General features: G+C 39.7%; 25 protein-coding genes, 1 pseudogene and 1 riboswitch. Of the genes and pseudogenes, 9 read left to right on the top strand and 17 right to left on the bottom strand.

Annotated elements, in window-relative coordinates; genetic code table 11:
- Nucleotides 1-55: 55 nt before the first annotated feature.
- Nucleotides 56-730 carry a hypothetical protein gene (locus BW961_RS08865; RefSeq protein ID WP_068585798.1) on the bottom strand — a complete coding sequence of 225 codons (675 nt, stop codon included), beginning with the start codon at nt 728-730 and terminating at the stop codon, nt 56-58.
- Between the two features lie 83 nt (nt 731-813).
- The gene (locus tag BW961_RS08860; RefSeq protein ID WP_068585801.1) at nt 814-1,689 is read right to left on the bottom strand and encodes a LysR family transcriptional regulator; all 876 of its coding nucleotides are present in this window, start codon (nt 1,687-1,689) and stop codon (nt 814-816) included.
- Between the two features lie 135 nt (nt 1,690-1,824).
- Between BW961_RS08860 and BW961_RS08855 the strand changes: the two genes are divergently transcribed.
- The gene (locus tag BW961_RS08855; RefSeq protein WP_244555909.1) at nt 1,825-2,136 is read left to right on the top strand and encodes an antibiotic biosynthesis monooxygenase family protein; all 312 of its coding nucleotides are present in this window, start codon (nt 1,825-1,827) and stop codon (nt 2,134-2,136) included.
- A 201-nt stretch (nt 2,137-2,337) separates the two neighbouring features.
- On the opposite strand, the gene BW961_RS08850 is transcribed toward BW961_RS08855, so the two are convergent.
- From BW961_RS08850 to BW961_RS08840, 3 genes are all read right to left on the bottom strand, one after another.
- A complete protein-coding gene (locus BW961_RS08850) occupies nt 2,338-3,252 on the bottom strand; it encodes an NAD(P)/FAD-dependent oxidoreductase (protein WP_068585807.1) in 915 nt (304 codons plus the stop codon).
- 403 nt (nt 3,253-3,655) lie between these two features.
- On the bottom strand, nt 3,656-4,948 hold the full coding sequence (hcp, locus tag BW961_RS08845) for a hydroxylamine reductase (RefSeq protein ID WP_068585810.1): 1,293 nt from the start codon (nt 4,946-4,948) through the stop codon (nt 3,656-3,658).
- Between the two features lie 236 nt (nt 4,949-5,184).
- Nucleotides 5,185-5,766, bottom strand: a complete 582-nt coding sequence (locus BW961_RS08840) for a cupin domain-containing protein (protein ID WP_068585813.1) — start codon at nt 5,764-5,766, stop codon at nt 5,185-5,187.
- 111 nt (nt 5,767-5,877) lie between these two features.
- Between BW961_RS08840 and BW961_RS08835 the strand changes: the two genes are divergently transcribed.
- On the top strand, nt 5,878-6,603 hold the full coding sequence (locus BW961_RS08835; protein ID WP_068585817.1) for a DUF6199 family natural product biosynthesis protein: 726 nt from the start codon (nt 5,878-5,880) through the stop codon (nt 6,601-6,603).
- A gap of 185 nt (nt 6,604-6,788) precedes the next feature.
- Nucleotides 6,789-7,010: a hypothetical protein gene (locus tag BW961_RS08830; RefSeq protein WP_244555908.1), complete on the top strand. Its 222-nt coding sequence runs from the start codon at nt 6,789-6,791 to the stop codon at nt 7,008-7,010.
- Nucleotides 7,011-7,491: 481 nt separating this feature from the next.
- Here BW961_RS08830 and BW961_RS30400 read toward each other — a convergent pair whose 3' ends face one another.
- The 6 genes from BW961_RS30400 to BW961_RS08805 form a co-directional block, all read right to left on the bottom strand.
- Nucleotides 7,492-7,668, bottom strand: coding sequence for a hypothetical protein (locus tag BW961_RS30400; RefSeq protein WP_156510135.1), 177 nt, complete (start codon nt 7,666-7,668; stop codon nt 7,492-7,494).
- A gap of 113 nt (nt 7,669-7,781) precedes the next feature.
- Nucleotides 7,782-8,555 (bottom strand): CPBP family intramembrane glutamic endopeptidase, encoded by a 774-nt coding sequence (locus BW961_RS08825; protein WP_068585823.1) that lies wholly within the window; start codon nt 8,553-8,555, stop codon nt 7,782-7,784.
- 94 nt (nt 8,556-8,649) lie between these two features.
- A complete protein-coding gene (locus BW961_RS08820; protein WP_068585826.1) occupies nt 8,650-8,964 on the bottom strand; it encodes a DMT family transporter in 315 nt (104 codons plus the stop codon).
- Nucleotides 8,964-9,305 carry a DMT family transporter gene (locus BW961_RS08815; RefSeq protein ID WP_068585829.1) on the bottom strand — a complete coding sequence of 114 codons (342 nt, stop codon included), beginning with the start codon at nt 9,303-9,305 and terminating at the stop codon, nt 8,964-8,966. Before BW961_RS08815 ends, BW961_RS08820 begins: the two co-directional genes overlap by 1 nt.
- Nucleotides 9,306-9,372: 67 nt before the next feature.
- Nucleotides 9,373-9,471, bottom strand: a riboswitch (guanidine-I (ykkC/yxkD leader).
- 139 nt (nt 9,472-9,610) lie between these two features.
- On the bottom strand, nt 9,611-10,747 hold the full coding sequence (locus BW961_RS08810) for a 5-methyltetrahydropteroyltriglutamate--homocysteine S-methyltransferase (protein ID WP_244555907.1): 1,137 nt from the start codon (nt 10,745-10,747) through the stop codon (nt 9,611-9,613).
- A gap of 134 nt (nt 10,748-10,881) precedes the next feature.
- Nucleotides 10,882-12,888, bottom strand: a complete 2,007-nt coding sequence (locus BW961_RS08805; protein ID WP_068585832.1) for a serine hydrolase domain-containing protein — start codon at nt 12,886-12,888, stop codon at nt 10,882-10,884.
- Nucleotides 12,889-13,113: 225 nt separating this feature from the next.
- On the opposite strand from BW961_RS08805, the gene BW961_RS08800 reads away from it, so the two are divergent.
- The 5 genes from BW961_RS08800 (at nt 13,114) to BW961_RS08780 (ending at nt 17,999) form a co-directional block, all read left to right on the top strand.
- Nucleotides 13,114-13,698: a sensor domain-containing protein gene (locus BW961_RS08800; RefSeq protein ID WP_068585835.1), complete on the top strand. Its 585-nt coding sequence runs from the start codon at nt 13,114-13,116 to the stop codon at nt 13,696-13,698.
- 124 nt (nt 13,699-13,822) lie between these two features.
- The gene (locus BW961_RS08795; protein ID WP_170878551.1) at nt 13,823-15,616 is read left to right on the top strand and encodes a helix-turn-helix transcriptional regulator; all 1,794 of its coding nucleotides are present in this window, start codon (nt 13,823-13,825) and stop codon (nt 15,614-15,616) included.
- Between the two features lie 187 nt (nt 15,617-15,803).
- Nucleotides 15,804-16,394: a DUF1989 domain-containing protein gene (locus BW961_RS08790; protein WP_068585840.1), complete on the top strand. Its 591-nt coding sequence runs from the start codon at nt 15,804-15,806 to the stop codon at nt 16,392-16,394.
- Between the two features lie 75 nt (nt 16,395-16,469).
- Complete coding sequence (locus BW961_RS08785; RefSeq protein ID WP_068585846.1) at nt 16,470-17,096, top strand: LysE family transporter; 627 nt, start codon at nt 16,470-16,472, stop codon at nt 17,094-17,096.
- Nucleotides 17,097-17,246: 150 nt separating this feature from the next.
- A complete protein-coding gene (locus BW961_RS08780; protein ID WP_068585850.1) occupies nt 17,247-17,999 on the top strand; it encodes a YqcI/YcgG family protein in 753 nt (250 codons plus the stop codon).
- A gap of 182 nt (nt 18,000-18,181) precedes the next feature.
- Here BW961_RS08780 and BW961_RS08775 read toward each other — a convergent pair whose 3' ends face one another.
- The 4 genes and pseudogenes from BW961_RS08775 to BW961_RS08760 all read right to left on the bottom strand — a co-directional run.
- Complete coding sequence (locus BW961_RS08775) at nt 18,182-19,312, bottom strand: MFS transporter (RefSeq protein WP_068585854.1); 1,131 nt, start codon at nt 19,310-19,312, stop codon at nt 18,182-18,184.
- 129 nt (nt 19,313-19,441) lie between these two features.
- On the bottom strand, nt 19,442-20,068 hold the full coding sequence (locus BW961_RS08770) for an FMN-dependent NADH-azoreductase (protein ID WP_068585857.1): 627 nt from the start codon (nt 20,066-20,068) through the stop codon (nt 19,442-19,444).
- Nucleotides 20,069-20,102: 34 nt separating this feature from the next.
- Nucleotides 20,103-20,687, bottom strand: a complete 585-nt coding sequence (locus BW961_RS08765) for a DUF3238 domain-containing protein (RefSeq protein ID WP_068585861.1) — start codon at nt 20,685-20,687, stop codon at nt 20,103-20,105.
- Nucleotides 20,688-20,780: 93 nt separating this feature from the next.
- Nucleotides 20,781-20,917, bottom strand: a pseudogene (locus BW961_RS08760) (DUF3238 domain-containing protein); the annotation flags it as partial.
- Between the two features lie 142 nt (nt 20,918-21,059).
- Between BW961_RS08760 and BW961_RS08755 the strand changes: the two are divergent.
- Nucleotides 21,060-21,533 (top strand): MarR family winged helix-turn-helix transcriptional regulator, encoded by a 474-nt coding sequence (locus tag BW961_RS08755; RefSeq protein ID WP_068585864.1) that lies wholly within the window; start codon nt 21,060-21,062, stop codon nt 21,531-21,533.
- A 145-nt stretch (nt 21,534-21,678) separates the two neighbouring features.
- Here BW961_RS08755 and BW961_RS08750 read toward each other — a convergent pair whose 3' ends face one another.
- Nucleotides 21,679-22,143, bottom strand: a complete 465-nt coding sequence (locus tag BW961_RS08750; RefSeq protein ID WP_068585867.1) for a hypothetical protein — start codon at nt 22,141-22,143, stop codon at nt 21,679-21,681.
- Between the two features lie 101 nt (nt 22,144-22,244).
- A complete protein-coding gene (locus BW961_RS08745) occupies nt 22,245-22,754 on the bottom strand; it encodes a GNAT family N-acetyltransferase (protein WP_068585871.1) in 510 nt (169 codons plus the stop codon).
- Nucleotides 22,755-22,758 lie beyond the last annotated feature (4 nt).

Here is a 22,758-nt window from a genome sequence, read left to right as displayed (position 1 = left end):
ACGCATACGGGGGATTTTCCGTCTGACCGACACAAAGCACTGCAAATGCTTATAATCAACCAAAGATATAAGCTAACACATGAAATTGTCTTATGATACAACATACTGCAATCACAAACGGTAGAATGCGCAAACTCTGCATCCATGTTTTTGATATCGAAATAAATAATATTACTGCCATGATCAAGTCTAAGCCTTGGGTCCAGTTTAAGTCTTGACCTATATTGATGAAGGTATAATACAAACTGTACCCTAGTGATAACAGCAGTCCAATCGGTAAACTAGCGCAAAATGCACTAATCCAACCTTTTCCACGTCCATACCAAACCATATATCCTCCTATCGGTGAAAATAAAACAATTGTCCCCCAAGCTAAAAAATAGCGTTTTGGAAAAAAGCCAAATAGAAACGTAGAATAGGCATAATAAGCTATTAACATACCAACAAAGAAACAAAATACATGTACTGCACCAGCTTTTGGAGATCTGCTCGATACCGCGATAATCGTAGCAATGAAGACCCATATCCCTAGATCAGTTCCAATATTTCCAATCAAATTCAACAAATCACCAACGGCTCCAATATGCGGAGCACCCTCAACATACTTTGCAAGAAATCCCAGACTCACACCAAAAATAAATACTAGTAATATATAAAGCAACTTTCGTCCAATTGATATTGTTGATTCTGGAATTAATCTAATCGAATTTAATCGTGCTGTTAATTTCATATCATCACTTCCTAAATATAGATGATCTTATTGTTTCATAGTATTACTAACGCTCATTATCCGAATAAGTTACCACTACGAGTTTATTTCGTTTCTTCGACCCATTTTGTGATGAATTCAATCAGTTTACTTGCGGCTGGTGAAGTATTCTTTATTGATGTAGTGGCAATGCCGATTGACCGATAATACTCTCCTTTTAATGGGCGATAACATACGTTCTCGGGGAGCTGTGACAATATCATTTCTGGAAGAATACTCAGTCCTAACCCGTTCTGCACCATAGCGATGATAGCATGGTCATCTTCTAATTCATACTTGACCTTCGGTATGAGTTTATTGTGCGTGAAAATCCGCAACACATCGGTATCGCAACCCGCTACAGGCATGATAAAGGGCTCATCAATCAATTGTTCTATACGGATGCTCGCTTGACTACTAAGAGGGTGATTCGAACACATAATACACACCATTCGATCTTTATGAAGCGGCACCACATCAAATGTTTCTAGCGTAGGTAGATTCACAAATCCTAAATCAGCAATACCACTTGTAATCCAGCCTTCAATTTCATTATAGTTACCATCGAGTAGTTTGATCTCAATATGAGGAAATAGTTCCTGAAATTGTTTCATAATCTGTGGCAGCCATTGAATGGATACGCTTGAAAAAGTACCTATCCTCACTGTTCCGATCTCAACTCCCTTTATCGCAGCTACCTCTTGATTAATTTTTTCATTCAGTTGTAGAATTTCTCTAAAATACTGTATTAAACGTTCCCCATTGTTGGTTAGTCGGATACCCGATCTATTCCTAATGAGAAGACTCAGTCCGAATTCATTTTCTAAGCTAGTAATCGCATGACTGATTGCTGATTGTGTAAGATTCATCATTTCTCCTGCTTTAGTTAGACTTCCCGTTTCGACTACTTTACAGAAAATCTGGTATTTAATCAGATTCATACTTGCCTCCTATTATTCATGAACAAAATTCATCTATCATATTAATAACATTCATTATTTTAATCTAATATATAATAGTATAATCTATTTTATACATTAATATTTTACGATTACGATTAAAGGAGCTTGATGGGAATGGTTCATGACACAAACGGATCTTATTATGCAGTCATATTTTCAAGTCAACGAACTGCTGGGGATAATGGCTATAGTATTATGGCTGAGACAATGGAGAAACTTGCAGCAGAGCAACCCGGTTTCTTAAGCGTGGAAAGTGTCCGGGATACTTCAGGAGCTGGTATTACCATTTCCTATTGGGATAGCCTAGAAGCGATCAGTAACTGGAAGCAGAATAAATTTCACTTAGTCGCTCAGGAGAAGGGTATGCAAGACTGGTACCAAGATTATAAAGTCAAGATCTGCAAAGTTGAAAGAGCGTATCCATAACTTGTTGGATTCGTCATCCTCGCCATCTATTCACTATAGCTTTATTAATTCAGATAACCGTCCCTATGTGGCGGTTTTTTTTATAATTAGCATTCCCAAATAGAGGATACCCAAATGATATGTAGACCTATAGACAAAAAAACAAAATACATGTACTGCGCCAGCTTTTGGAGATCTACTCATGAATATGATTGCAAAGTTCTAGTTCTTGTTATTCCAGACTTCTGATTGCAGTTCACCATTTATGCTCACACCCGCCAGTGCACCCAAAGATGCGGCCGTAACCACCAGATGCATTTCCGATGCAACATCTCCGGCACTATAAATACCAGGTACGTTCGTTTTACCAAACTCATCGACGATGACAAGCCCTGCTTCTGTGGTCTGGCACCCTAATGCTTGCGGTAAGTCTGATCCTGTTATAAGCTTCGGTGCAAAGAAAATCCCTGTACATGGAATGACCGTTCCGTCCTCCAGTACTACGCTCTGAGCCATGCCTTCGCTAGATTCGATTCGCTGAATTGCTGAGTCAAATGCTGGAATGTTATGTTGCTTAATCTCTTCGCGTTGTTCATTCGTCCATTCATCAGGTCCATTGGTGCAAATTGTATATTGGTCTGTCCACCCTGCTAGACTTTTTGCTAAGTGTATTGCTTTCTCTCCATGAACAATCAAGACAAGTGGCTGGTCTCTTAATTCCCAACCATCACAATAAGGACAGATAAATGCGCTAGTACCATATACATCTGTCAACCCATCAATATTCAAGGGGAGGTCCTTCATCCCTACTGCAAAGAGCAATTTCTTACTCCTATAGGTCGTTGCCTGTGCGGTCATAATTTGGAAGTCACCATCGCTTCCTGTGATCGTTACAGCCGTATCCTCAACAAATTGAACTGCGGGATATGACTTAATCTGCTCCATCGCAATTCGCCGTAATTCCCTTGGACTGATACCATCTCTGGAAAGAAAACCATGAGACTCACGAGTAACCCGATTACGCGGAAGCCTTTCATCAATAACCACTACGCTTTTTCTTGCCCGGCCTAACACAAGCGCTGCGTTCAACCCCGCAGGTCCGCCGCCAATAATCGCTACATCGATATGTTGCTCCATAATAACCATCCTCCAGGTCCTTCATTATCCATAATTAAATCACTAGTAGATATTACTACTGTCTACTGACTCGTTACTATTACACTGTGCCCAGTTCCTACTGGATCGTATGCTTCAATGCTTCTGTAAGTACTGTTGCATACTACCGTTCGGTACCGTTCATACCCCATTACCGGATGCTCACTAATCTTTATCCTTGCACAATAAAAAATTTATAATCATATTTATTCATAATTATTTCAAGGTTTTGCTTAACTATTGAGCTTACAGATATTTGGAAGTAAGCAAAAAGACACTAACGAGGGGTTAGTGTCTTTAGTGGTATAAACCACGAGTATATTTCAGGTAGAATGTTACCTTCTTCAAAGTTGTACTACATTTATTAAGTTCAACTTCTGAATCCTTACGACATCGCCAACATCGCCTGCATATCTTCCTCAGCAGTGGTAATCAACTTCAATCCAAAAGTCTCTACGAGAACATCCAGTACGCCAGAAGAGATGAACTCAGGTGGCTTCGGCCCGATACGAATGTCCTGAATACCGAGGCTGAACAAGCCCAGCAGGATGGCGACCGCTTTTTGCTCAAACCAAGACAGCACGATGCTGACGGGAAGCTCGTTCACGGTACAGTCAAAAGCATCTGCCAAGGCCATCGCAATTTTTACAGTAGAACCGGAATTGTTGCATTGTCCAAGGTCAATATAACGCGGAATGCCGGTGTCTCCCACAGTGCCATAATCTACGTCATTAAAGCGGAATTTCCCGCAAGAAGTGGTTAAAATGACAGTATCATTCGGCAAGGAAGTCGCCAACTCACGGTAATAATTTCCGCCTGGGCCCGGCGCATCGCAGCCTGCAATAACGAAAAAGCGGCGTATATGCCCGTCTTTGACAGCCTGAATGATCTCTGGTGCGAGTCCGATCACGGTCTCATGGTGGTATCCGGTCGTGAGCACTAGCTCTGACTCTATATCTGCCGCAGGTAGAGATAATGCACGCTCAATCAGTCTGGAGAAATCGTCATCCGTAATCTTCTCGACACCTTCTAGGCCCGCTACTTCATAAGAGAAAAAGCGATCCGCATATGTACCTTTTATCGGCATTACACAATTCGTGGTCGCGAGAATCGCCCCAGGAAACTTCTCGAACAGTCTACGCTGATCGTACCAAGCTTTACCGATGTTGCCTTTCAGATGCCCGTATTTCTTCAACGCCGGATAACCGTGGGCTGGCAGCATTTCCGAGTGGGTATAGATGTTGATGCCCTTTCCCTCCGTCTGACGCAGCAATTCCTCCAACGCATACAAATTATGGCCTGTCACCACAATACACTTTCCTTCAATTTTATTCTGGCTGACTGTGATCGGCTGTGGAATGCCAAAGCGATCCGTATGCGCGCGATCCAGCACATCCATGATCCGAACAGCTGCATCACCGACCTTCATCGCCATCTCCAGATGCTCCTGCACATTAAAATTGGAATTGGTCAATGTCATGTATAAAGCTTCGTGGGTGATACGATCCACCTCGGGATCGCTATATCCTAGTTGCCTAGCATGTGTCGCATAGGCCGCAATACCTTTTAACGCAAAAATCATCGTGTCTTGTAGACTAGCTATGGTTTCATTCTTCCCGCATACCCCAACCACAGTACATCCGCCATTCGGTGTCTGTTCACACTGGTAACAAAACATATTGGTTTTCCTCCCTATAATAGATAATCATTCATTATCCACAGCGTAACAGAGCCCCAAACCTACAAGTGTGATTACAAACACAAAACTTCAGAACGATATTTGTCCATTAATCAGGCAAGCAACTTATAAACCTGCAGCAGGCATAATAAAAAACTAAACAATCCATTGTTCTATACGGATGATTGTTAAGCTCTTCCACTACCTGTAGCATTCCCTTCAATTATTACTGCTATTTATCTTTTGGGGAAGTATCCTGTGTAATTCGGGTATTGTGCGCTCATCTTATTCTGGAAACATCCAATGGGAGGTCCCAAAATGACGGATTCTCGGATTGGTGCTACCGCTTTGGCGTAATCATGCTCGTTAATACAGTAAGCCTGCTGCATTACTTCTTTCGGTGTGCACCGTAAGAAATCCGAACCATACACGATGTCAGGGGTAGGTTGATCGAAGATCGTCAAGATATGAGCGTGTTCAGACTCCGCAATAATCCAGTGGAACCAGCCAAGAGGCAACAGCGATACTTGCCCCGGTTTTAAACAATAGGTTATCAACTTTTGTGTGAATGGGTCAAACACTGAGGTAATGACTTCTCCACTGATTACAAAAACCGTCTCATTTACATTGGTATGCCAATGCGGTTGGACGATAATCCCTTTGGTCAAGTGGACATTGAATAAACCGGTCTTGATCGCGGGAAGCTGTTCCCCGAATAACTGGGTAATATAATTGTGTGGATCACGTCTATAATTAAGTACTTCATTGGAATCTGCCGCCAATCGCAAATTGGGTGATTGCAGAACTGCATCCGTCATAATTGTGTGTCCTCCTTCATGGGTATACGTCTACAATAATGTATGCCCAGAAGGAGATAAGTGGTACTGTCTACTTATTTACAATATACTGGAAAATAAAGGGGTGATATTGTGAGATTAATTGTGTCCAATAAAATCAAAATATCAACCATAATCACTATTGCTTGTATACTATGTTTAGCAGGTATCATCATTATTTTTGCTAAATCCTATTTCTCTGAGTCTATATTTTATGTCAATTCAAAAAAATATAGTGTAGATCATGAGCAAGGCAGTACTATGACCTACTATGCTTATTCAGCCCCCTCTGTCGAAGTGCAAATCTTGAACCAGGACAGAAAAGTAATCATCGACCATGAGGAATATTCTATTTCTAAAGATAACAATGCTAATAGCATACAATATGCCGTGAACTACCCAAGTGGGCATCATTATAAGGTCGAAGATCAATCGGGATTTTTTATGGTATATGATCACAACGGTGATATTGTAAGCCCTATATCTGTATACGTAGGTGGCCAAAGAATATTACAAGACGGTGAAGAATTATATAATCCTAGCTCATTAGTTATCGCTGCTTATCCCATGTATCATTCCAAGCAAGGTAGTTTATTTTTATTTTGCTTGTCATTCATCCTTATGATGTATGGATGGTGTGCTTACCGATATGAGAACTTTCAACGACTCCTCTTTCTTATCTCACTTCGCTGGATTTGGACTCAGGATCCTGAACCGAACGATTTTTATTATTTCACTTGCAAAGTAGGCGGAGTCCTCGTGATGGTCGGATCCTTTATCCTTGCTATCTATTCACTACAACTTGATATCTTCAGTTAAAACTGTGGTTATAGTAGATGACACTAATGGCAAGCCACAATAACTTTAGGGAGTTAGACTAATGTCTAATCTCCCTATTTCATGTGACATTAAACCCAATTACATCGTTAGGATTTATGGGCTCACAAAAAAACAGCATAGGCATATGCTAATGTATTCTTGATATGAAAAGGGAGGAAAAGTCTTTGGCATATAATAATTGTCCGAAACCGACTCATCCGCACAATTTGAAACATGAAACATTAATGACAGTTGAACCTTGGGTGAAACATGGTTTGTGGGAAGCGCAGTGCATATCTGTGGAACATGCTTTGAGAGAGGCTGCTGCAGTTTCATACCTCATAGGAAGAGGATATCATCCGCATCATGCTCATCAAATTGTAGAGTCTTGGTGGCATTGTCAATAAAATAGGAATGAAAATTGGATCGCATAAGCGATCCAATTTTCACTTCAAGTTTTTCTCTATTATGCATCTTTTATTTCACTAAGCTTAATCAATGGGAACCTCAATGACGTTATTGTATGCTTTCATATAGTGCATGCCTTCGATTAGAAGATATTCAGGCATAATGTTGGTATCAAACAAATAAGTGCGTTCTTTCATTCCTTTTACATAATTATCATTTGATACCTTCAAGCTGTACATTAACACTTGTATGGATCGTTATTTCAACGCCTTGTGATGTCTTTGACACATTCTTCACCAGTATTTTTTTACCCTCACGTATTAACGGCTCATTAGTAAGGGGAATTAGGCTAACTTGTTCTTGTACAATTGATATCCCGCAAACTCTTTGGTGACGATTTCTAGTGAATCCAACTGTTTTGGTAATAAATCATAGAAAATTTCAAACTCATATACACCATCAGATGTTCGACTATATCCCCTAAAAGGTGATGCTACAGGCATGTACTCCAATGTGAGTGTTGTTGTTGCCTTTTCCTTCAGTAATCATAAATGAGCCTAAATTCGATTCAAATTTATCCATTAGCATGCTGACAATAATGACAACAAATAAAATACCTACAACCATTTTAGTCATTATCTTGGGTTTGATTTTCAAAGAATCCACCTCTCCTTTCAACTGCGAGTATGTGCAAATCCCTTTTCACAATAAAACAGACCGCCAATGACATTGCATGGTCGGCCTGCTTTTTGTTCAAACACTAAGTTCGATTATACAGTTACTTGGTTGGTCTCGATATTCATCTTTTTCTTACGCATTAACACAACAACCAAATAACATCCATATATCAAATAAATAATATTCAATATAGAAACAGCCAGTAATTCTTTATTAAGAATATCACTACTTGTCAATTGAGCGAACGTATCGAACATAAAATGAAATACGATCAAAGGAATAATGTTGCTTGTTATTTCAATAAGCAAAGCAAGAATAAGACCGATGAGAAGCGCATTAATAACTTGCAGTAAGGTAGATAACAAATCCTTTCCACTTAGCGCATTTACCATATGCAGTATACCGAAGAAAATAGAAGAAAACACGATGTAAAAAACGGGCCCTTTGGACTGTAGTCTTTCTCTAATGATTCCTCTGAATATAGATTCCTCCGTATAGCCGACAAGTAAGGAAAAAATAATAACAAGTATAATTTGAGCAACCGTAAGTTCAAAATTGAACCCAGCTATGATCGGCTGCACAAGAACTATAATTAGCAATGGAATATAATAGAGTGTTACTTTTTCTTTGCGGATATCTAGTTTGTTAAAACCAAATATTCCAAGCGATCGATCCCTTTTTCTCATGTACAACGTAACAATCACTGCCATTACCAAAAATGCACAACCTTGGGCAACCATGACGCCTGTGTCATCAAATTTGGCTATCGACGCGACAGTTGATGCTACTGCAATCAATAAAGTTAGCAATATCCCTAGCATAATTGAAAATAAAATCGGACGTCCTTTGGTAACATTTTCTTTCATCGATGCCTCTCCTCTAATAAAGAACATATTTTCTTTTCTCAAGGTATTTTACCTAAATCATGGGAATTACTCAACCCTTTTAATTAGGAGTTATTTACGAGGCAAGTTTCAAACCTATCGCTGCACCTAATACCATTATTATAAAGACCAATCTCTTCCAGTCTCTTGATTCACCATATAACACCATTCCTAATATTGCTCCACCTGACGCACCGATTCCTGTCCAAATTGCATAGGTTGTACCCATAGGAAGTGTTTTCATTGCGTAGGCCAGAAATAGAAAGCTTGCACCAAATCCTAGAATTAACAGCCCTAACGATTGCCAATTCCGATCTTTATGAAATTTATTGATCAAAGCAACACCTAACATTTCAAATATCCCAGCTAAGATTAATGAAACCCATGCCATTAGGAGTCAGCTCCTTCCTGAGCTTTGTCTTTTGTAACTAATTTCAAACCTATGACACCTACTAATAGAAGTAGGATCAAGAGCATTTTGCTAACTACGAATGATTCTCCGAAAAGTATGATTTCGGAAAGGACTGTTCCTGCCGTACCCATTCCTACAAACACTGCATATACAGTCCCCACCGGAAGCTTCCTTCCAGCCATTATCATTAAATAGAAGCTGATAATGATGCAGATTACTGTCCCTGTCCACGTCCAAATGTCACTTGCGTGTTTTAAACCAATCACCCAAAAAACTTCAAAAAAAGCGGCCACAAATACTTTAATCCAATTGGTATTCATTAAATACACCTCCTATTTTTTCTTACCGAACAACAGAAAAAAGCCTGAAAGATAACTGTTAAACAGTTTCTCCCAGGCTTTTATCCTTCCGTGACACAGCCGACGCTGTGAGTTTTCTCTCGGACCAGACCAACAAAATTGTTGCGGAACCCTAGAAAACATTTGATTTATACAATTGGATCTAATTATACATACATTTGAAAGATATTCAAGACCTGAATCTGATTAACACATTCAGACACAAAAAAACCAAGAAGTACAGTGCCACCGCATTTCTTGGTTTATACGATCTCAATCGTTGACGGCTACTGCCAAATTTCGTTAGCAAGTTCAACGACAAGTCTCATCTTATTCCATTGATCTTCGTCTGTGATGGTGTTCCCTTCTTCAGTCGAAGAAAATCCACATTGAGGGCTTAAACAAAGCTGATTCAGGTTCACATATTGAGTAGCGTCTGCGACACGTTGCTTAATCTCTGCTTTATCCTCCAATTCACCAGTCTTCGATGTAATTAACCCCAATACCACATGCTGATCTTTGATGAATCGAAGGGGCTTGAAATCTCCGGAACGATCATTGTCAAATTCCAGAAAGAATGCATCCACATTAACACGGGAAAACAGTTCTTCTGCAATCGGTTCATATCCACCTTGATATAACCAAGAAGATTTAAAGTTCTCTCGGCAAATATGGATCGTAATTACCATATTCTCCGGTTTATTCTCGAGCGCATCAATCGTAATATTAGCGAACTTTTTCATCAACTCATCAGGATTAAATCCCTTTGCTGTGATCTTCTCTCTGAATTCATCACTGAAGAGAGCACCCCAACTCGTATCATCGAGTTGTAAATAACGACAACCAGCATCATAGAATGCTTGGATAGCATCCTTATATACTTTAACAATATCTTGGGCAACTTCATCTAATGAAGCATATGAAGGATTGTCCAAGTAAGCTTGACTATTAACCACACCCGAATAAAAAATCATATTAGGCCCTGGAATCGTAAATTTAGCTACATGTTCGCCAACAATACTATTTAGGTATTTAAAATCTTCTAAGAATGGATGATCCGCAGGAAAATTCAATTTAGAATTAACCGTATATCCTTTGGCTTTATTCATTGCACCATGGAATAGACCTGATGCCTCTAGTTCAAAAACCCGGATACCCTCAATGGCTTCAATAAAATCCAAATGCCACCACGTTCGTCTAAATTCGCCATCCGTCACAGCCGTAAGACCGACCTCTTTTTGCTTCTCAACAAGTTTTGCAATTTCTACATCCTCAATTAAACGTAATTCCGCTTTTGAGATTTGACCTTGCTGATACTGTGCCTTTGCATCTTTCAGAATCTGTGGACGAAGGAAGCTACCTACTTGATCGGCCCGAAATGGTGCTACATTTCTTTTCATTTTGCTTGAATTTAACTGATTCATACGTACTCTCCTTTTTCGTTCCTGATGAAAGACTGTTATGTATTCAGATGAATGAGACATTAACTTGACTATTTAATTTAACCACCAATCTATCGAACTAACAAGAATCCTTGTTAAGCTCAGATAGATAATACCTACTTAGATTTGATAGGTAACGTATAATATCCAAAGGCAAGATCAAGTAAAGCACTCGCTTCTTGACGAAGTAAAGGTTGTTTAGAGCGGAAATCGACGGAACCATCCACTTTTACTTTTGTATCTGGATCTACAATACCTTGAGAGACTAGTGCCGTGATCGAATTAACCGCCCAAGAATCTGTGTCACCCGTCAGCTTGATATCCGTTGCGGGTTTGGCTTGTTTTAGATTCTGAATCATAACCGCTGCGATTTGTCTTGTAATTGGGGCATTACGATCAAATCCAGGAACGCCGGACACTATCTTTTCTTTGTTATCCTCAAGATAATCATTAAATGTAGCCCATCCATGGGCAAGAATGGCGACATCCATAAACTCACCTTGGGTCATTGTGTCAAGTGGCTCGAACAGGTTGCCTGATTTAGCGCTTATTACATTGAAAGAATGCAGATTGGTGATATAGGTTATATAGACGCTGTCATTAGGTACATCTGCGAACGCTGGCTTGGGATGAACCTTACGGGCATCAGAACCATAATCTAAGGAATTGGGGTTCGTGTAATAGAAGTATTCAATCTGATCTTTATGATCTTTCTTAAAAGCCAACTTGTTACCAGACTCATCTTCAAACAATAGAGGATTTATCATTTTTAATGTATGCTTGCCGCTAGTTCCTGTCTCCATAAGCAGGTTGCCTTCTGCATAAGTAAAGTTGGATTTCAAGAAATAAAATCGTGTATTCTGGTAAGATCCAACGTATTTAGTCGAGTCTGACTCACTTAAAGGGATATAAGTGGTTTTCTCTGGCGTTCTCTCGTCTGGGAAATAATGATCCATCAAGGCTCCATACACTTCTAAGCTCATCATACTATCATTGTTATAGGACATGTAAAACGCGGTGTTTTGCTCAGGCAATAAAACGACCAAAGATTGATGACCAGGCATGTTCCCTCCCTTGAGGACCACATGATGGCCATTCATGAGATCATTACGATAGCCTTCAAACCCACCAACGGTCGTCATAGGAATCGATTTGTCGGCGAACACCGAGTAGGTTTGCATCTGCTCTGTTGTTTTCTTGCTTATGATTTCCTTCCCTCCAACTGTCCCCTGTTGTTGAAACATAATCAAGTACTTGGCCATGTCTTCTCCTGTTGAAAGGATACTACCCTGGCCCCCATCTGTTGGCGCATTTCCGAATGCCTTATGAGGCTTGCCATCTGGATCATAGTTCGTGGCCATTCTCGATAGAAGTTCTGGGGTGAAACGAACACTAGTGGAGTTCATCCCTAATGGCTTGAACACATTCTTTTCCATATACTGCTGGAACGGCATACTGCTTACGGTCTGTATGGCAAAACCAGCAAGTAGAAAAGCAAAATTATCATAGGTATAAGCTTCTCCAGGCGTTCGAACGACCGTTGGCATATGCTCCGTCATAAACTCTTTCATTGGAATGTCCTGATTCACATACTCAGGGTCAACATAAAGTGCTTTATCCGGATAATCAAATCCTGTTGTGTAGGTCAGCATATCGTACATGGTTAATGGTTTATTCGTTTTATTAGGTACGATCATGCCACCAAGATACTCATTGATATCGTGATTGAGATCTATCTTCCCTTGCTCTACAAGTTGTAAGGCGGCTAAAGCTGTAAATGTTTTTGATACAGATGCAATTTGGAAGACGGTATCTTTATCTACAAGTGTTTTCTTTTCCTTATCGGCATAGCCATACCCTTTATTTACAAGCACCTTACCGTCTTTGACGACTACAAAATTAGACCCGTTTACATTGTACTTCTTCATTTTTTCTGCAAAAATAGGATCTGCGAACGCCTCGATTTCTTTTGGCTCTAGAACCCCACTAGAGCTTACCTTTGTCGTTGGCTGAGATACGGTCTTGTTTGATTTGGTATTATATATTAGCGCTGTGGAACTGGTAATAATAATTGAAGAAATAAGTAGTGCGGCGATACTGATGTTGCGAGTTCTTTTTTTCATAGTTTCATTCCCCTTTTTATGGTTGTATGTGTAGTGGATAACACTTTACGAGTATCACAAAATCCTTGTCATACTCACAAGTTACCTTCTGTCACTTCTTTATCTTCTGGCTCCAAATTAGCTTGTTTACGTGTCATATGACATTTTGACACTACCCATTATGAGGGCTTACGGGCTAAACTACGGAGATTAAAGGCATCAACACATATTAGGAGGTTAATAGACTTGAAAAACCGACTCGTACGCAACATGCAAAACCTGATCTTCTTGTTACTCACATTCACCACGGGATTGTTTTATTTTTGTTTTTATCTAATTAGTCTGATGTTAGGAGTAAGCTTGTCTTTTACTGTTATAGGAATTCCATTGCTTACTTATGTCATGCGTTCTACGCAAATATTTGTACGATATGAACGTATTCAAACGAAGATTTATACGGATATTTCAATAGCAGACTATGAAGAGAAACCTCCTATAGAGGGATCGCTTTGGACGCAAGCTAAAGATGAACTTCTTGATCATCGTAACTGGAGAGCCATTCAGTGGTTGATGCAGAAACTGATTATTGGGATTGTATGTCTCTTCTGCGCAATGATCTTGTACATCGTGCCTTTGACATACATCTTGAGTCCTTTTCTGATACCATTCGGAGGAGTTCACTTCATGAATATACCAATAAATACATTACCGAAGTCTTTACTTATGGTGGTTTTTGGGGGTATTCTTGTAGTCATTGGGTCTTGGCTCGGAAATGGGGTTGTAAGGATAACCGGAAGTTACACACGTCATATGATCAAAGCAATTAAATGATAACCTGCTTAAATCACTCCATACTTAGGTACAATAATGTTAAGTGCATGTGTGGAGAGTTTGTTCTATAATAGTTAGGGTTCATTGGGTTGAAGTTTCTAAGGAGGTAACTGACTTGTTTGATGTGGTCAAGCATTGGTTCTGGTATGACTGGGTTATGCTATTTTTAAGACTTTTAATCTCCGCTTCTATCATTCTAACGATGGTAGATGTGCAAGGGGAATTAACGCTACCTTTATGGGGGGCAATTTCTTGGGCAATCATCGCTTTTTCTGTTCCTTGGTTTTGTTTGTTACTCAACTTTAAATACTATCTCGTTACGGAAATGATCCTTTCCGGTGGTATAAGTGTGTATCTAACCCATTTATTTCCTGATGCATATCTTACATTGTTGATGCCTGCATTCATGATCGCAGCGAATAGTGCTCACAAATCCTATCGTTGGTCGGCCCCTATGACCATCCTTGTGGTACCCATAATGATCAGTATCGTCTCTCGTCACAATACGCTTTGGGTAATGATAGTTCATACAGGATTGGCTTATGCTATAGGTTTTGCCTTTCATCTACTCGTCGTCAATCATCGGCAAAATGAAATTATCCGTGACCAGAATACCGTATTGGAGCAATATGTATCCCAAATTGAGCGCGTAACGATCCTCGAAGAGCGTAATCGCCTCTCGAAAGATCTTCATGATACGATAGGACATTCAAATACGTCGATCATTATGGGTTTGGAAACATTACGACTCGAATTACCTACAACCGCAGGTCAAGATAAGCTCGATTCTTTATTACAATTGGCGCGTAAAAGCATCGACGAAATCCGAGGATATGTACATCAAATGGAGTCACCTCAAGACAGACTCCCGTTGGTTGAATCTTTACAGCAACTCATTGAAGAATTTCAGGTGAATTCCAACATCAACGTGCGATTTAGAAGCTTTGGGGAAGAGTCTGTCCTTCCAAGACAAGCTGAAATGACCTTCTACCGCTGCTTGCAAGAATCATTAACCAATGCGGTGCGTCATGGTCAAGCTACAGAAATTAGCGTATCCCTGCAATTTGAACTGCGTCAAACACGACTAGAAGTACAGGATAACGGTCGTGGCGCTGAACATTTGCAGGAGGGCTTCGGACTAAAGGCGATGAAAGAACGAGCTTATAATCTACAAGGGCAAATCTCAGTCTACTCCGCTCTAGGAGAAGGAACCATCGTTACTTGTACTTTGCCAAGGCAAGTCGAGATGCCTGAGGAAGTCATTCGTTTGCTACTTGTTGACGACCAACCGTTTATACGAGAAAGCCTCCAAACCCTCTTAGAAAGACAAGGAGATCTACATGTCGTCGGAATCGCTGAAGACGGTCAACAAGCGGTTGAGCTCTGTGAACAGGTTCACCCACAAGTAGTACTTATGGATTTGGACATGCCTGTTAGGGATGGTATTTCAGCAACACAAATGATTAAACAACGATGGCCTGACATTCGCGTACTGATTCTGACTACTTTTCAAGACAAACAAAAAGCCCTCGAAGTACTACAAAGTGGAGCAGATGGCTATTTGTTAAAGTCAATGGAACCGCGTGAATTAGCAGAAACCATTCGCCTCGTTCATCGTGGGGGCGCAATCATCGCACACGATATGTCGATCAAATTGTTTGAAGACCTTGAACAGTTCCAGAAGAAACCGGAAGCACAGTTCGTGGAGACTAAGACGTCTGATGACTATGGACTAACTACGCGAGAACTAGAAATTTTACAGATGGTAGCCCAAGGGTTACGTTATAAAACGATCGCTTCAAAGTTATATTTATCTGATGGAACCGTAAGAAATTATGCCTCTTCCGTATATCTCAAACTAGACGTGCGCAATCGAGAAGAAGCCGTACAAAAAGCAGTGGAAATTGGACTCCTTTAAGGTATTAAAAAGGATAGATAAAGCAGATATACCTGCCTTATCTATCCTTTTTTCATACTATTTAACCCCTTCTACATGACAAAATCAAATTATTCGATTGTTGTGATTCTACTTCACATGACTTTATCTCCCAAGAGGCATACTAACCTGTATCGGTGAAGCTAAAACCACCCACAGGAGGATACTAATGAATAAACGTGAATGGCTCATTCCCGCTTCTCAGGGACTTGGCTTCAAGTTGGACAAAGGACAGATTGTCCGCGTAACGGATGTCGAAGGTGAGCAGGTAGCCGATTTCGCAGCTTATAGCGCAAGTAACCCGAATGAGCGGATCGATCCTAGCGTAACCATGGACGCTTTGCATAAGATGAATGTGAAGCCAGGAGATATTCTATATTCTAACCAGTATAGACCGCTACTTACCCTTGTTGCGGATACTGTAGGACGGCATGATTTCATTAATTCGGCCTGCCGACCTGAAATGTATGAGTTCCTATATAATAAAAAGGATCATGCAAGTTGCTATAACAACCTGAATGAGGCGCTTGAGGAATTTGGTATCGTGGCACCTGACCAGCATTATCCCTTTAACCTATTCATGAACACGGTTATCGACCCATCTGGAAATATTAGCGTGGAAAGACCACTTTCCAAAGCCGGTGATTATGTCGAACTACGTGCAGAAATGGATTTGATCATTGCCATATCCGCTTGTCCTTGCTGCGAAAGTGTCTGCAACGGTGACAAGTGCACACCTATCGCTGTGAGAATCATATAGCCTCTTCTATTAGACAAACTCCTTGAATACATTGACTTGTACAATATTTTCTATTGTTAAGGAGCGTTGTCCACAATGAATGCTTTCTTCACCTATATGGTACTTGGTGTTTCGTTATCAGCTCCCATTGGTCCCATCAATGCAGCTCAACTAGATCGAGGGGCGCGAATGGGCTTTACTCATGCATGGCTCCTCGGTCTTGGCGCTATGTGCGCAGATTTCATCTATATGTTACTCATCTACTTCGGTCTGGCTCACTTTCTAAATACTCCATTTATGAAAACTTTCCTATGGACATTTGGTAGCTTTGTTCTTCTGTATATTGGAATTGAAACGCTCAAAAATATTAATACCGCACATGAAATTTCCGCACGTGGTACCCAATCGGGAATGAATTCATTTCGCTCCGGCTTTCTAATGGCACTGATGAATCCACTTAACATTCTATTCTGGCTTGGCATTTATGGCTCAATCCTTGCCAATAGTGTGCAGAATCATGGTCTCTCCCTTGTGCTATGGCATAGCATGGGCATCTTTGCTGGCATCCTACTCTGGGATGTAGTCATGGCATTGATGGCTAGCTCCTTTCACCGTTTCGCAGGCCCTTCCACGCTACGCGTCATTTCGGCAGTCTCTGGACTTTCCTTACTTGGTTTTGGCCTTTATTTCGGTTATCAAGCATATGTGCAATTGTTCGGATAAGAAGCCGTTAAGCATCTGACTTTCACGTGTACGAGGATACATTGGCTTTCGCGTATCCGACATCAATACCCTTCATCTGTTCTGGGCATTCACCCATCTTTTTCACCTCGCATAGTATGTTTTGTACTTAACGAGGAGGGTTGGATTGAAATGGCCCAATTGAACACTAAAGTCTGGCTAGATAAACATATGGTTGAGCTACCCCATTGGCAGCAGGATGCATTTAGCCAATTCACAACTATGATTGCAGACCCCGGGGGTTCGTACCCTTGTATTCCGGGTCGTCTGGGGTTTCTATCTAATAATCTGCGATTTGGTTTCGCAGCCGATCCGAGAAGTGATCAAGCGATTACGGAAGTTGCCCAATTACTTCAGGAATATGGAAAGTGCTCACGGGATACAGGTAAATACGCTTCGCTTGTTATTTTTTTCAAGTCTCCAAAGGACCTATCAAATAATTTCTCTATTGAAGATTATGAACAAATATTCTGGTCCGTCTTAACTCGAGTAAACGCAGCAGATACGACGCCATGGCCAGATCATATATCCACTGACCCCTCTCACCATTCATGGGAATTTTGTTTCGATGGGCATCCTTATTTTGCGTTCTGCGCAACTCCAGCACATGTGCTTCGGAGAAGCCGTCACACGCCCTATTTTGTCATCGCATTTCAGCCCCGCTGGGTATTCGAAGAAATCAACGATTCCACAGTAATGGGTCGTAATATGAAGAAGCTGATACGCAACAAGCTGGTCGAATACGATAATATCCCAGCACATCCATCCTTGAAATGGTATGGCCAAGAAGACAATCTGGAGTGGAGACAATATTTTCTACGCGACGATGAGAGTGTACTGTCCAAATGCCCATATACGCATATGAAGAACAAAGCCAAGTCATAGAGGCTCATGTTTCATACGTAAACCTCCCCCTCCATGTTCTTGATTATAATCAAGTAAAACCTCTTCAAAACAATTCCGGCTCCCAAGCTACTTCGATCATAATCGTTTGCTTTTACGCAACAACAATCACTCTCGCTTTTCTATGTGGAAAAGTTATACAGAATTCTATGGCTTCGAATCTGTTATTTTAGTGTCTTTTTTACAAACAAAATAAAAAATAACAGACTAATTAACCCAGATGCAGCACAAACAATAAACAACATTTGATATCCCATGAGCTGTGATACAAATCCAAGAAGAATAGCTCCTAACCCAACCCCTAAATCAAAAGCAGTAAAAAATGTAGCGTTCGCTACGCCACTTTTCTCTGGTGGAGCTAATCGTAAAATTGCTACTTGAAGAGCAGGTTGTGCAGATCCAAATCCAATTCCGTACAAAATAGCTGTAATAAGTAGTCCAACAAGCCCTTTTGTCATTGTTAGGACTAATAGTGCGGCTATCAGGGTAATAAGCGCAGGAACAATAATACGCCCTACTCCATATTTATCAGATAACTTCCCTGTAAGCGGCCTAATTACGATAAGTGTGCAAGCATACACTAAGAAAAATGTACCAGCATTAACTTGAATCTTTGCTGCAAACAATGGTAAGAATGTTGTAACGCCTCCAAAAGTAAAGGACAGGAAAAATGTAACAATCGCGAGTGGTAACACGGTTTTTTCAAAAAACGATATTGGTTTTTTTGATGTAAACTGAACCACTGGGGTTTTTATAGCAAAAGCAAGTATGAATGCAATAAGTGCTAATACTGTGCATAGGAGAAATAGATTATGAAATGAATATGATGTTGCTACCCAAAGACCTAATATGGGTCCTAAAGCCATGCCTAAAGTCATTGCAAGTCCATACCATCCCATTCCTTCTCCACGACGAGATTGTGGAATCACATCAGTCACAGCCGTTCCTATCGAGGTTGTAGCAATTGCCCAGCTGATTCCGTGAAGGATACGTAGTACTATTAAAAATACAACTCCTGTTACCCAATCATAAAAATACATTGTAATTACAAAAAATAGTAGTCCGCTTATTATAAAGGCTCGTCGACCATATCGATCCATTAGTCCTCCAACAATAGGACGAAAAATTACTGCCGATATTGTAAATACCCCAATGATAAATCCAACTTGAGACTCACTTCCACCTAATTGTTGAATAAACATAGGTAGTGTTGGCATTAGTAAATAAAAACCACTAAATAGTAATAATGCTGTAATAGTCAGCATGATATAGTTTTTTGTCCATAAACGTTCCATTGTAATGTAATCCTTCTTTCTATCGTCTTTACATACTGCCCAAAAATAGTGAGATAGGCGAATAAAAAAGCAGTACCACCGCTTAAAAAGTGTTGGTACTGCCCTATAGTGTGACAAGCGCTTGGTTAATTAGAACGTACTTGCTACTTTAATAGCCTTTTCAAGCCCTGCGGCAATAATCTCTTTTGCCTTATCAGGGAATTGGCTGTGTCCTTCAATCACAATAGTCTCCATATCTTTTACACCGAAGAAGTCCATCATACTTGTTACATATTTAACAGCCATTTCTACATCAGCTTTTGGTCCCTCAGAATATACACCGCCACTTGCGTTTAATAATACTATTTTTTTATTTCCTATAAGACCTACTGGACCTTCTGGCGTATATTTAAATGTTTTGCCTGCGCGGTTTAAGTAATCTATATATGTGTGTAGTACAGCTGGGATTGTTAAATTCCATAAAGGGAAACCAAATACAACTTTATCGGCTGCAAGGAATGGATCTAAATATTTATCAGCAACAGCTACTGCTTTTGCTTCTTCTTCTGTTAATTCAAATCCTTTACTAGACTTAAATGTACCGTTAATCATATCTACTCCTACGTATGGCAATTCCTCATTGTATAAATCCAGCTCTAGCACTGTATCATTTGGATGTGATTCTTTATAGCTCGCTAAAAAAGCCTCATATAATTTAACACTAACCGACTGATCTGCTGGACGATTGTTTGCTTTTACAAATAAAACTGTTGTCATTGTTGGTTCCTCCTGATGTTCACTCTTATGTTGTTTATAATATTTTTTTGAAACTATATTCCATTTCTCCAGCCATAGCTTCAGGAGTATCTCCAGCTTCTCTGAAATCATGCGTATACATTTGTTCAAACGGTCCAAAGTTTACTTGCTTATAAAATTCAAAACAAGGAAATCCATCATGTGCTCCTTCCATATTGACAGTACCATCTTTTTTGACAAGTACTTTTAATAGGTAGTCAACAGGAGGTGCATATATATTTAATGGATTGCTAGCACTTGCACTCATTTGAAACTTAACGTCATTAGAATCCCATACAATATCAGTGCACAAAATACCTTCTATACTAGCTTTGCCTGTTTTTTTATTAACAGAACCATCTGGAGTTGTGACTCTTTCTGTTGTTATTCCAGTATTTGCATATGTGAAAATTTCTTTTTTGTAAAAATCTACAACTACTTCTTGTTCAACTCTGGAGCGCATTGCGTTGACAGCATATGGTGTAAATTCACGTGAGTCACCTTCAAATTGGATTACGTTTCCTGTCTCTATATCCTTCCTAGGATCTGTCCAAGATATTGGAATAAATACACTAGCTCTAACTTTAACGATATTAGTCATGAGACACACCTCTATTGTTCTTAAATTAATTTTGGGTAATAATATCGACCCATTGAGCAAATAGGTTGCAATTTCATTCATTAATATTTATATCTAAGTCTTCGCTTTAAAACTGTATTCCATATCTCCAGCTAGTGCTGTTGGGGTGTCATCAGTTTTTCTGAAATCATGTGTATATATTAATTCAAATGGACCAAAATCTGTTTGCATAAAAATTCATAGCATGAGAACCTCCGTAATTAATTCTGTTTCGATAAATACTATTTATTTCACAACCAAAATATAGTCAACTTGATTGACCACTTTTTTGTATAGTACAATGTATTTCGAACAAAGTCAACTAAGTTGACTTTGTTTAAGGAGGTTTTATGTATGACTCAGGAAGTACTTAGTGAGTTGGATCTTACATCACTTTTATCATTATCCTTTAGTACATCAATAAATGAACTACACGACAGATTGAGTGAATTGGGATTTGGAGATATTAGGCCTGTACATGGTTTTATGTTTAAATGTATTACTCCAAACGGATCAACAGGTGTAGAACTAGCCGAATATTTAGGAATTACTAAGCAAGCTGTAAGTAAAATGGTGGATTATCTTGAGAAATGTGGTTATGTAATTCGCAAAGATCATCCCACTGACAAGAGAGGAAAAATCATTGTTTTGACAGAGCGAGGTTGGTTAGTAGTTAAAGCAAAAGAGAAGATACTAACTGAGATTGAGCAACGTTGGATTGAAAAGATAGGTACACAACGACTGCAAATGCTCAAAGAAGATCTAACAATACTAGTTTATGAAGGAAATGAAGATAGATTACCAACGAGATTAAGACCTGTCTGGTAATCATAGGCTTATCAAAGGGATTATTTGTACATTCATCAACATAAAAAATACACAACCAGCTAAACTGATCAAATATACTTGCAGACCATTTGCTATGCTAGCTATTAACAATAGCTATGTTAATAAGCTAGCATTTTATATCCAACTAATTAGAAATCATTTGTCTATATTGACTCCAACTTGCCACAATGTGTCCAATCGAGAACAACACCGCTGGTATAAGGAATATCAGCGATTCAAGCCACACTCCCATCAAGACGAAATACAATGCAGGAAATACCGCCATTGGAACTGGGATAAATACAAGTGGTTTAAATAATTGATCATACACTCTGCCATTTATAAAGAAGTGAATCCAACAGATATAGTAAAGTACAATGCATACACCCATTAGAATAACTATGAAGTTCATATGCTGTTCTGCAATTTTGATACCAAACATAATAGGAAGAGTTAAGCATGCGATACGCCCTGCCTGTTCTAAAACCGTTAAGGTTATGGGTGTGGTTCGTAAATTCGTTGGAACATCCGTTGGTGGAAGAAATGTAAAAATGATATTGGGTAGTAAAATCAATACAATTGCGATTATTCCTTCGATATGAACTCCCATCTACATTACAACTCCTCATCTACCTGATAGGAAAAAGACCGGAACGTGAACCCCCAGCCTAAGCGAACTTTATTCGATATTCCTATTTCACTCAGCCTTTACTACTCCGTACTTTTATAATAATAAATCGTAGCATCTAATTCACCACTTGCAGATTTCGCATAGTTGGGAATTCGTCCTGCCTGGATATACCCTACTGATGTGTACAGGAGATCGGATGGATCGCCTTCTCTAGTGTCGAGAACTAATAATGACCTACCCTCTTGCTTGGCTCTTTCATCAACCGTTTGCATGAGTGCACGACCTATACCATTACGTCGATAATTAGGATGAGTCATTAATTTTGCAACTTTAGCTCTATGACTACCATTAAGCTTCATACACAACTGTAGTTGCACAGTGCCCACAATGACATCATTTATTGTTGCAACAAACAGAATGACTCCAGGTTCTAATACATTTCCCCAATAATGCTCAGCTTCTTCATGATTTACAGGGGGTATGAATCCTATCGATGCCCCATCTTCTACGACTTGTATTAATAGTTCCGATAGCTCATCCATATGATTATCAATGCTATGTAGTAATTTGATTTCAACATGATTAGCCATAATA

The sequence above is a fragment of the Paenibacillus macquariensis genome (genome assembly GCF_900156375.1).
GTDB classification, from domain to species: Bacteria; Bacillota; Bacilli; order Paenibacillales; family Paenibacillaceae; genus Paenibacillus_AQ; species Paenibacillus_AQ macquariensis.
The sequence above is the reverse complement of the archived record's forward strand: the minus strand, read 5'-3'. Positions and strand labels throughout refer to the sequence as shown.

What these genes read in the sequence shown, in the direction of transcription:
- BW961_RS08855 (WP_244555909.1), top strand. Translation starts at nt 1,825, where the DNA reads ATGGTTCATGACACAAACGGATCTTATTATGCAGTCATATTTTCAAGT.
- BW961_RS08825 (WP_068585823.1), bottom strand. Translation starts at nt 8,555, where the DNA reads ATGAAAGAAAATGTTACCAAAGGACGTCCGATTTTATTTTCAATTATG.
- BW961_RS08770 (WP_068585857.1), bottom strand. Translation starts at nt 20,068, where the DNA reads ATGACAACAGTTTTATTTGTAAAAGCAAACAATCGTCCAGCAGATCAG.
- BW961_RS08860 (WP_068585801.1), bottom strand. Translation starts at nt 1,689, where the DNA reads ATGAATCTGATTAAATACCAGATTTTCTGTAAAGTAGTCGAAACGGGA.
- BW961_RS08780 (WP_068585850.1), top strand. Translation starts at nt 17,247, where the DNA reads ATGGCCCAATTGAACACTAAAGTCTGGCTAGATAAACATATGGTTGAG.
- BW961_RS08775 (WP_068585854.1), bottom strand. Translation starts at nt 19,312, where the DNA reads ATGGAACGTTTATGGACAAAAAACTATATCATGCTGACTATTACAGCA.
- BW961_RS08745 (WP_068585871.1), bottom strand. Translation starts at nt 22,754, where the DNA reads ATGGCTAATCATGTTGAAATCAAATTACTACATAGCATTGATAATCAT.
- BW961_RS08815 (WP_068585829.1), bottom strand. Translation starts at nt 9,305, where the DNA reads ATGAATACCAATTGGATTAAAGTATTTGTGGCCGCTTTTTTTGAAGTT.
- BW961_RS08785 (WP_068585846.1), top strand. Translation starts at nt 16,470, where the DNA reads ATGAATGCTTTCTTCACCTATATGGTACTTGGTGTTTCGTTATCAGCT.
- BW961_RS08750 (WP_068585867.1), bottom strand. Translation starts at nt 22,143, where the DNA reads ATGGGAGTTCATATCGAAGGAATAATCGCAATTGTATTGATTTTACTA.
- BW961_RS08865 (WP_068585798.1), bottom strand. Translation starts at nt 730, where the DNA reads ATGAAATTAACAGCACGATTAAATTCGATTAGATTAATTCCAGAATCA.
- hcp (WP_068585810.1), bottom strand. Translation starts at nt 4,948, where the DNA reads ATGTTTTGTTACCAGTGTGAACAGACACCGAATGGCGGATGTACTGTG.
- BW961_RS08810 (WP_244555907.1), bottom strand. Translation starts at nt 10,747, where the DNA reads ATGAATCAGTTAAATTCAAGCAAAATGAAAAGAAATGTAGCACCATTT.
- BW961_RS08820 (WP_068585826.1), bottom strand. Translation starts at nt 8,964, where the DNA reads ATGGCATGGGTTTCATTAATCTTAGCTGGGATATTTGAAATGTTAGGT.
- BW961_RS08840 (WP_068585813.1), bottom strand. Translation starts at nt 5,766, where the DNA reads ATGACGGATGCAGTTCTGCAATCACCCAATTTGCGATTGGCGGCAGAT.
- BW961_RS08755 (WP_068585864.1), top strand. Translation starts at nt 21,060, where the DNA reads ATGACTCAGGAAGTACTTAGTGAGTTGGATCTTACATCACTTTTATCA.
- BW961_RS08805 (WP_068585832.1), bottom strand. Translation starts at nt 12,888, where the DNA reads ATGAAAAAAAGAACTCGCAACATCAGTATCGCCGCACTACTTATTTCT.
- BW961_RS08850 (WP_068585807.1), bottom strand. Translation starts at nt 3,252, where the DNA reads ATGGAGCAACATATCGATGTAGCGATTATTGGCGGCGGACCTGCGGGG.
- BW961_RS08790 (WP_068585840.1), top strand. Translation starts at nt 15,804, where the DNA reads ATGAATAAACGTGAATGGCTCATTCCCGCTTCTCAGGGACTTGGCTTC.
- BW961_RS08765 (WP_068585861.1), bottom strand. Translation starts at nt 20,687, where the DNA reads ATGACTAATATCGTTAAAGTTAGAGCTAGTGTATTTATTCCAATATCT.